Below are 8,997 nucleotides of genomic sequence, written 5' to 3' on the forward strand. Positions count from 1 at the left end.
ACTAAAAACGTGCAGACGAAAAGCAACATCGTACGTCTTCTCATGAATGCACAACCTTTTCTAATTTTTAAATTCAGATAGCTCTATTATACGATAAGCCATTAAAAAGCACCAGTATTTTATAAAAGTTGAAGAAAAAAGATAGCTCCCGAATAGGAAGCTATCTTAAAGATTAAACACATCTATTTTTTTCAACGATTACTTGGCATTCACTTGTTCCTGATAATTCCTTATCTTCTGGAACTTCAACACTTTTATCTGTAATCACATAATTCAATTTAGCACCTTTTTTAATAATAGAGTCAGCCATAATAATACTGTTTTTTACAACAGCGCCTTCCTCGATTATAACATCACGGAAAATAATGCTATTTTCAACTGTTCCATTGATAATTGAACCATCTCCTAAAAGTGAACTTTTCACTTTAGAATATTTTCCATAATGAGTTGGCACACTATCTTGAACTCTTGTTAAAATATCAGTTCCACTATCAAACACTGTCGTTAAAGTTTCTGGCTTCAATAAATCCTGATTGAAATCAAAATAATCCTTTACGCTATTGATAACTTTTGAATAACCTTTAATTTCATATGCATAAACATTTAAAGTATCCAAATTTTTAGAAACATAATCTCTTAAAATATCTTCCCATCCAAGAGTCATCCCTTTTTTAATAATGGCATTTAACAATTCTTTTGTCATAATATAAATTTTTGCTTGAGTAGCACAAGTTTCATTGGATCCATTAAAGTGATATAAAGATTCATATACTTTATGATCTTTATCAAAAATAATTTGAGACTCTCCAATTTCTGGTTTACGGTAATGATAAGCTACTGTAATATCTGAAGCAGTATCGACATGATATTGGAACATTTCTTTAAAATCGATTGTTCCAATAATATTCGTATCTGCTAAAATACAATACTCTTCTTTTAAATTTTCTGTGTAAACCATTGTATTCACTAATGCTTCAATTTTATTTTGAGGAATACGAGTAGATAAATAGTTTGATAATGGAGTTAATAATGTTAACCCACTATTTTTTCTATTTAAATCCCAATCTTTTCCCCAACCTACATGATCTCTTAATGATTTATAATTATGATTTGTTAAAATTCCGATATTGTCTATTCCTGCTTTTACTAAAGACGATAACATAAAGTCTACTAAACGATATCTAGAACCAACCGGAAGAGATGCTAACGTTCTAGAACGAACTAATCCATGTAAATCATCTTGTCTATAGTTATCCGCAAATAAAATCGCAAAAGCTTTAATCATATTAGCAACCTCCCGCTTTCTTCGGCTCAGTGACGACCTCATTACGTCCAATAACCGTAATCATATCTTTTCCTAACTCAATTTTTTCATGTCCAATAGATACTCCTGATTTAATAACGGCTCCTTCAGCTACAATGGAGTGGTAGACACTAGCTCCTTTTTCAATCGTAGCATTTTGCATAATAATACTATCTTTTACAACAGCGTCCTCTGCAATAACAACTCCTGAAGAAATAATTGAATCTTTTACTTGTCCAAAAACTAAAGTACCGTCAGAAATCATAGAAGATTGAACGTCAGCATGTTCCCCTAAATATTGAGGTAAGCGTCCTTCATGGCGATAATAAATTCTCCATGTTTTATCGTCAATATCAAAAGCTTCACGAGCTTTAATTAAATCCATATTGGCTTCCCATAAACTTTCAATTGTACCTACATCTTTCCAGTACCCTTCAAATGGGAAGGCATAAATTTTCTTTTCTTCTTCAAGCAACATCGGAATAATATTTTTCCCAAAATCTTTCTCACTTTCTGGATTTGCTTCATCACGAATTAAATATTCACGTAAAACTCTCCAATTAAATATATAAATCCCCATTGATGCCTTTGTGGAAACTGGATTTTTTGGTTTTTCTAAAAACTCCACAATTCTTAAATCTTCATCTGTATTTAAAATCCCAAAACGATGCGCTTCTTCCATAGGAACATTGATATGAGCAATTGTTAAATCTGCCTCTTTTTCCTTATGGAATTCAAGCATCTTGTTATAATTCATTTTATAAATATGATCCCCAGATAAAATTAAGACATATTCAGGTTCATATTGTTCAATATACTTAATATTTTGGTAAATAGCATGGGCTGTTCCTTTATACCATTCTCCTGTTTTCCCAGCAGTGTAAGGTGGTAAGATAGATAAACCTCCATCCATTCTATCTAAATCCCATGGTTGCCCATTCCCCATATAAGAATTCAATTCTAATGGCTTGAATTGTGTTAATACCCCTACTGTCGAAATTCCAGAATTCGCACAGTTAGACAATGGAAAATCAATAATACGATACTTTCCACCATATGGTACAGCTGGTTTAGCCATATCTTGAGTTAAAACTTGTAAACGAGTCCCCTGACCACCTGCTAGTAACATTGCGACCATTTCTTTTTTTCTTGCCATATGTACATCCCCCACATTATTTTTTTATTCTTTCAAAGTACATTGTTGAAAATGCTGGTATATCTATCTGAAGAGTATATGAAAATTCCCCACATTGTTGCTCAACTGTTTTTGCCTGTGTCTGTTGAATTCCTTGTCCTCCAAAGTTATCGTCATTAGAGTTTAATACTAATTGATAACTACGTTCATCATTAAATCCAATCCAATATTGATTCCAATTTACTCCAGAAAAATTAGAAATGACTAAAATTTCCTGTTCATTTTCTGCTTTTCTCGAAAACGCAAAAACATTATGATCAGCGTCATCTACTACATGCCACTCAAAACCATCCCAACCTCCATCTTGTTGCCAAAATGCTGGAGTTTGTTGATAAAAAAGATTTAAAGCTTTTACATAATCATGAGTTTTTTTATGAAGAGGATAATCTAATAAAAACCAATCTAATTCTCGTTTTTCATTCCATTCGATAAATTGTGGAATTTCTGTTCCCATAAAGGTTAATTTCTTTCCTGGGTGTGCAAACATATACCCTAAAAATGTTTTAAAATTAGAAAACTTTTCTTCATAAGAAACAGGATTTTTATCTAATAATGATTTTTTCCCATGAACAACTTCATCATGAGAAATTGGTAAAATAAAGTTTTCAACAAATGCATAACACATTGAAAAAGTTAATTTATTATGACACCCTTGACGATAAACTGGATTTGTTTCAATATAATCTAAGCTATCATTCATCCACCCCATATTCCATTTAAAATGGAAACCGAGTCCACCATCTTCGACTGGAGCAGTAATTTTAGGATACGCAGTCGCTTCTTCTGCAATCATCATCACGCCTGGATAATTATCTCTTACATATTGATTTAAAATTTTGAAGAAATCTAATACTTCTAAGTTTTCATTTCCACCATAAATATTTTTAGCCGCTAAATGCTCTGGACGGTCATAATTTAAGAATAACATTGAACTAACAGCGTCTACTCGTAAGCCATCAAGATGAAACTCTTTAATCCAGTAATTAGCACTTGAGAATAAGAAGGAACAAACTTCACCACGGCCATAGTCAAACACTCGTGTTCCCCATGATTTGTGTTCTTTTTTTCGCTCATCAGAGTATTCATAGCAACATTGTCCATCAAATTCATATAAGCCAAATTCATCTTTTGTAAAATGCCCTGGTACCCAATCTAAAATGACTCCAATGCCATTTTGGTGAGCTTTATCAATTAAATATTTAAAATCATCTGGAGTTCCGTAACGAGATGTCACTGCAAAATATCCTGTTACTTGATATCCCCAAGAAGGGTCATATGGATACTCTGTAATAGGGAGAAGTTCAATATGCGTATAATGCATCTCCTTTACATATGGAATTAAAGTATCTGCTATTTGTCTATAACTAAGAAATTCTCCACTTTCGCTATGCTTCCATGAGCCTAAATGAACTTCATATATATTCATTGGCTGTTGATACGGAATGATTCTGCTTTTAACCCACTCCTCATCACTCCAATTATAATTTTGATTTGCATATACTTTAGAAGCTGATTCTGGACGAGTTTGTGTGTGTCTTGCATAAGGATCTGACTTCCACAGCATTCTTCCATCTGAGGCTTTAATTACATACTTATATGCATCATATGATTGAACATTTGGTACAATCCCTTCAAAAATCCCTTCATCCGTTATTCTTGTTAATTCATATGCTATTGGATTCCACCCACAAAAATCTCCCGAAACAAATACTTGTTCTGCATGTGGGGCCCAAACTCTAAATGTACATTGATTTCCTTCAAGAAATGATCCTAAAAATTCATATGCATGAAAGTTTTTTCCTTCATGAAATAAATATTTATCCAAAGTATATTCCATACGCATGCCTCCCTTCTTAAAATCAATCCGTTTTACTTTTCACGATAAGCGTTTTCATTATTTTGTACAATAAAAAACTTTCAATCGTTTTTTTCCGTTTACTTATGGCTTTATTATAGCATATACTTGACTATTTTCGTATATTTTTTTCAATTTTTCTCAAAAAATATAAAGCGTTTTACTATTGAGAAAAATAAAATTATTTTTTCACAAATCATTTCTTTTCACCTTATTTTATACTACAATTATATTATTAGACCGTATATAGAAAGGAAGATATTTCTTGATTCAATTTAATCCTCTTCAAGATAAATATCCAAAAGGTGCAGTCTCTTCTTCTCAAGACATTCTTTTTGAAGTATGGGTTCACCAAGATTTTTATTTTAAACAACTGTCATTAAACTTATTTAACGATTTCACACAACAAAAATATATTTATCCATTGGAACCTGCTGATGTATTTAAAGAACAATCTCGTAAACATATTGTAAAAATCCCTGCATTAGAAACTGGACTTTATTTTTATGATTTTGAAATCACATTTGATGATTCTATCGGATATTTGAAAAAACACGAATTTAATGCTGTCTTTACTATGGAAGAACAGTCTTATGCTTCATGGCAATTAACCGTTTATGATGCGGACTTCCAAACACCAGACTGGATGAAAGGAAGTATTATGTATCAAATTTTCCCAGACCGCTTTAAGAAGAGTCCTCATTATCAAGCAACCGTTGCTGCAAATGAAGAAATGCGTGTTAGACATGACGACTGGAATGCTATTCCTTATTCTTCTATTACACATGAAGACTATCGTGCACAAGATTTCTTTATGGGAAATTTAAAAGGGATTCATGAAGAATTACCTTACTTTAAACAATTGAAGATTGATAGTATTTACTTAAACCCAATTGTTGAAAGTCCTGAAAATCATCGCTACTCTACTTCTGATTACTTTAATGTCGATCCTTATTTAGGAACTGTTCAAGACTTCAAAGATTTATGTAAAGATTTTAAAGAACAAGATATTCGGATTACATTAGATGGAGTATTTAGCCATACGGGTGCAGATAGTATTTATTTCAATCGTTATGGGCATTATGACAGTGTAGGAGCTTATCAATCTCAAGATTCTCCTTACTATCCATGGTTTACTTTTATGGAGTTTCCAAATGTGTATCAATCATGGTGGGGATTCACGAATTTACCAACTGTTGTAAAAGAAAATAAAGAATATCAAGAATTTATGTTTGATGCTAAAAATGGTGTCATTCCTTATTGGCAACGCTTAGGCATTGGCGGATGGCGAATCGATGTAGCAGATGAATTCCCTGATTGTTTTATTGATCAATTAAGAAAATCTGCCAAACAAGAAGATCCAGATTGCTTCTTACTTGGAGAAGTCTGGGAAGATGCAACAACAAAATTCTCTTATAACACAAGAAGAAGATATTTCTTAGGAAAACAATTTGACAGTGTGATGAACTATCCATGGAGAGATGCTATTATTCGCTTTGTTAAACAAAAAGATGCTCGTCAATTTTCTCTAGCTTTATTAGAATTACTAGAAAACTATCCAAAACCTGCATTAGATGTTTTAATGAACTTATTATCAAGTCATGATACAGAAAGAATCTTAACAGTTTTAGCATTTGAAAAACCTGAAGAGTTCCCTGTTGAAAAACGTCCAGATTATAAACTGACTGCTAGTGAATATCAATTAGCAAAAGAAAGATTCTTTATTGCCTCCTTTATCCAATTTACGCTTCCTGGCGTTCCTTGTATTTACTATGGGGATGAAATTGGTATGTATGGATTTAGAGATCCTTATAATCGTAAGACATTCAAATTCAATGAAAAAGATGATGAAGTTTTAGAATTTTATCAAGAATTAACGAACTTTAGACATCAATATCAAGACGATTTTAAAACAGACTGTGACATCATTAAAGTTACAGATGGTTGTATTGCTTATAAACGTGGCAAATTGCTATGTATCATCAATTTAGATGATTCTGCTCATTTCATTGCAAACTATTCAGGAGATATTCATTATCAAAAAGGAGAATTTTACCCTACTCCTTATGGGATCGTAGTAGGTCCAAATAGTTTTGGAGCGATTGAATTAGTTTAATTTTCATATAAAAGAGAGTGAATAGAAATATATCTTGTATCCTATTCACTCTCTTATTTTTATCTTATCCTCGAATCAAACTAAATAATGGAATTAACACAATCGGTAAAAACATTGCAGGTAAAAAGTTCATGACTTTAATTTTTGTTAATTCTAATAAATTCAATCCTAATGCAACCAGTAATAATGAACCAACTGCAGACATTGCATAGACAATCGATTCACTTAAATAGGGTGCTACAAATTGAGCTAAAACCATAATTCCGCCTTCATACAAAAGAATCGCTAATGCAGATAACATAACACCCGCTCCTTTTGTCGTTGCCAAAATAATGGACGCAATTCCGTCAATAATCGCTTTTGTGATCAAAATTTGATGATTATCTCGAAGCCCTGCTTCAAGAGACCCCATAACTGCCATTGCTCCAACACAAAAGATTAATACTGCTGACAGAAAACCTTCTGCTAATTGATTTTGAGAGCCTTCTTTGGAAAATTTCTCTTGAATCCAATCTGCAAATTTTCGAATATTCTCCTCTAATTGCATTATTTCTCCAAGATAACCTCCAATAGAAATACATACAATCATTAAAATCATATCTTGGTCTACTAGAGCTCCTTTTAAGCCTATAATAAACGTACTAAGCGCCAAGCCTTGCATAATATGTGTAGACATTTTTACAGACATTCCTCTTTTTAATTGTAGACCAATTATTGTACCTATCACAATCGCAATAACATTTATCATTACACCCATTTTCTCTAGCTCCTTCTAGCAATACTGCCACAAGTATACCCCTATTAAACTAGAAAATCCATTAGAATTTAGCAATTCTAATGGATTCCTAATTTTAAAAAAAAGAACCGAATTGTATCGAATTCGGTTCTTTTTCGATTGCCAATATATGTATGTTCTACAAGTAGTTTGGCTATCAGTTTATCGACAAATTAAGCATGTGGTTGTTCACTTGCTGACGTTGCAGGTTGTGAAGCAGTTGTTGTAGTAGCAGGTACTACAGTTTCTTCTGCTTTGTCAGTAACCACTGGTTTCTCAGCTTCTGCTGGAGTACTTGCCACAGAAGAAGTTTCTTCTGCTTTTGGAGTTGTTGTATTTATTGAAGTTGCTTGATCTTTAGATTTTGGAGTTGCTAAATCTTTCTTCACTTCTTCAGATAATGCTTCAGTGAAATCTGAAGTTGGAATTGAATTATCTTTATCTTCTTGATCCAATGCCATTTCAGCCATTTCTTTCATCTCAGCTAATTTGCTCATAGATTCTTCATCGTCTGGTTTCGCAATTGCTTTGTACTTCTCTCCAACACGTGTATCCACTTTTTCTGATGGATTTTCATGAGCTTTTTTGATTTCTTTTGTAGCAAAATAAGATGGACTAATAATCGCTTCAGTTGTTCCTGTTTCACCAGGAATGAATTTTGCTTTCGATAATTTTGCAATTAAATCAGAAACTTTTTCTCTTAACTCAAATGGTAATGGTTTATCTTGTACATGTTGAGTAAAGAAGTATAAATATTTCATACCTTCAACTCCAAGACGCTTATTCGCATCTTGTAATGCTTGTACATAATCTCTGACTGCTTCTAAAGCTTTCATATCTTTTGCTTCAATAGCTTTATTTGCTGCAGCTCTTAATTCATCTTTTGTAACATTATAATCAGCTAACTCTAAATCATTAATTGTTCGAATAATACTTTCATGTAATGTATTTAGTGCTTTCTCTTCTTTAGAAAGTTCTGGTGTTGTAACTGTTGATACTTTTTCAATATATTTTTCATCAAATTGTTTTAATAACTCTAAATATCCTTGTGTTGAATTTCCTTTTTCATCTAAACGTTCTTTGATTTCTCTTAAGCTTGTTAAGATACGGCTTAATTCAACAGGTTGAGTTTTATATTTTTCAGATGCTTTATTTGCTAAAGCTTCAATTTGATTTTCTACTGCTTTAGTATCTAAATCTCCTGCGATATATGTTGGTGTAATTTCTTTTAATTTATTCGCAACATATTTTTTAGCACCTTCAATATTTTGAATTTTTAGAGAGTGACTATGATCTCCATGTGGTACTTCAAATTTATCGCCTAAAATTCGAATATCTTTTACAGAAATTCCCATACGTTTTGCAAGTGAAGCAATTTCTTGAGCAAATCGTAATTCAGGATCAATAGATGCATCTGAACTTGGAACTTCAAAATTACGTAGTGGAATCGCCCAAGGATGAATATGTGTTTTATCTTGACCTTGTTCCATATTTTGGAAAGCAAATACTTTTCCTACATATTTTCCATCTTTATAAGCAGATTCTAATTTAATCGTATCTCTTTCTACTCCATAAGCATAAGTGATATAGTCTAAATATTTTTGAACTTCTGGAGATTTTTCTGTTAAATCTTTTTCATTTGGAATTGGAGAAACATAATCATCTGAAGTAGCTTCATGTTTATTAGCATCATGGTCGTGATGTTCAGCTTCGTTTTCATGTTTTTCAGCTTCATGGTCGTGATGCTCACCTT

General features: G+C 32.3%; 6 protein-coding genes. 1 reads left to right on the top strand and 5 read right to left on the bottom strand.

Translation table 11 applies throughout. From position 1 onward, the window contains the following. Positions 1-172: 172 nt before the first annotated feature. The 3 genes from glgD to glgB are packed head-to-tail and all read right to left on the bottom strand — an operon-like array spanning position 173 to position 4,335. Positions 173-1,285, bottom strand: a complete 1,113-nt coding sequence (gene glgD, locus RWZ86_RS07695) for a glucose-1-phosphate adenylyltransferase subunit GlgD (RefSeq protein WP_314681115.1) — start codon at positions 1,283-1,285, stop codon at positions 173-175. Between the two features lies 1 nt (position 1,286). Next, positions 1,287-2,459, bottom strand: coding sequence for a glucose-1-phosphate adenylyltransferase (locus tag RWZ86_RS07700; RefSeq protein WP_314681117.1), 1,173 nt, complete (start codon positions 2,457-2,459; stop codon positions 1,287-1,289). Positions 2,460-2,475: 16 nt separating this feature from the next. Next, positions 2,476-4,335 (bottom strand): 1,4-alpha-glucan branching protein GlgB, encoded by a 1,860-nt coding sequence (gene glgB / locus RWZ86_RS07705; protein ID WP_314681119.1) that lies wholly within the window; start codon positions 4,333-4,335, stop codon positions 2,476-2,478. 283 nt (positions 4,336-4,618) lie between these two features. On the opposite strand from glgB, the gene RWZ86_RS07710 reads away from it, so the two are divergent. Further along, positions 4,619-6,469: a glycoside hydrolase family 13 protein gene (locus RWZ86_RS07710; protein WP_314681121.1), complete on the top strand. Its 1,851-nt coding sequence runs from the start codon at positions 4,619-4,621 to the stop codon at positions 6,467-6,469. Positions 6,470-6,533: 64 nt separating this feature from the next. On the opposite strand, the gene RWZ86_RS07715 is transcribed toward RWZ86_RS07710, so the two are convergent. Together RWZ86_RS07715 and RWZ86_RS07720 are read right to left on the bottom strand one after the other, a co-directional pair. After that, positions 6,534-7,226, bottom strand: a complete 693-nt coding sequence (locus tag RWZ86_RS07715; protein ID WP_314681124.1) for a DUF554 domain-containing protein — start codon at positions 7,224-7,226, stop codon at positions 6,534-6,536. A 191-nt stretch (positions 7,227-7,417) separates the two neighbouring features. Then, on the bottom strand, positions 7,418-8,997 hold a 1,580-nt coding region (locus RWZ86_RS07720), incomplete at its 5' end, for a hypothetical protein (protein WP_314681126.1).

This window comes from uncultured Granulicatella sp., assembly GCF_963545075.1.
Classification (GTDB): Bacteria; Bacillota; Bacilli; order Lactobacillales; family Aerococcaceae; genus Granulicatella.

What these genes read in the sequence shown, in the direction of transcription:
- glgD (WP_314681115.1), bottom strand. Translation starts at nt 1,285, where the DNA reads ATGATTAAAGCTTTTGCGATTTTATTTGCGGATAACTATAGACAAGAT.
- RWZ86_RS07715 (WP_314681124.1), bottom strand. Translation starts at nt 7,226, where the DNA reads ATGGGTGTAATGATAAATGTTATTGCGATTGTGATAGGTACAATAATT.
- RWZ86_RS07700 (WP_314681117.1), bottom strand. Translation starts at nt 2,459, where the DNA reads ATGGCAAGAAAAAAAGAAATGGTCGCAATGTTACTAGCAGGTGGTCAG.
- glgB (WP_314681119.1), bottom strand. Translation starts at nt 4,335, where the DNA reads ATGGAATATACTTTGGATAAATATTTATTTCATGAAGGAAAAAACTTT.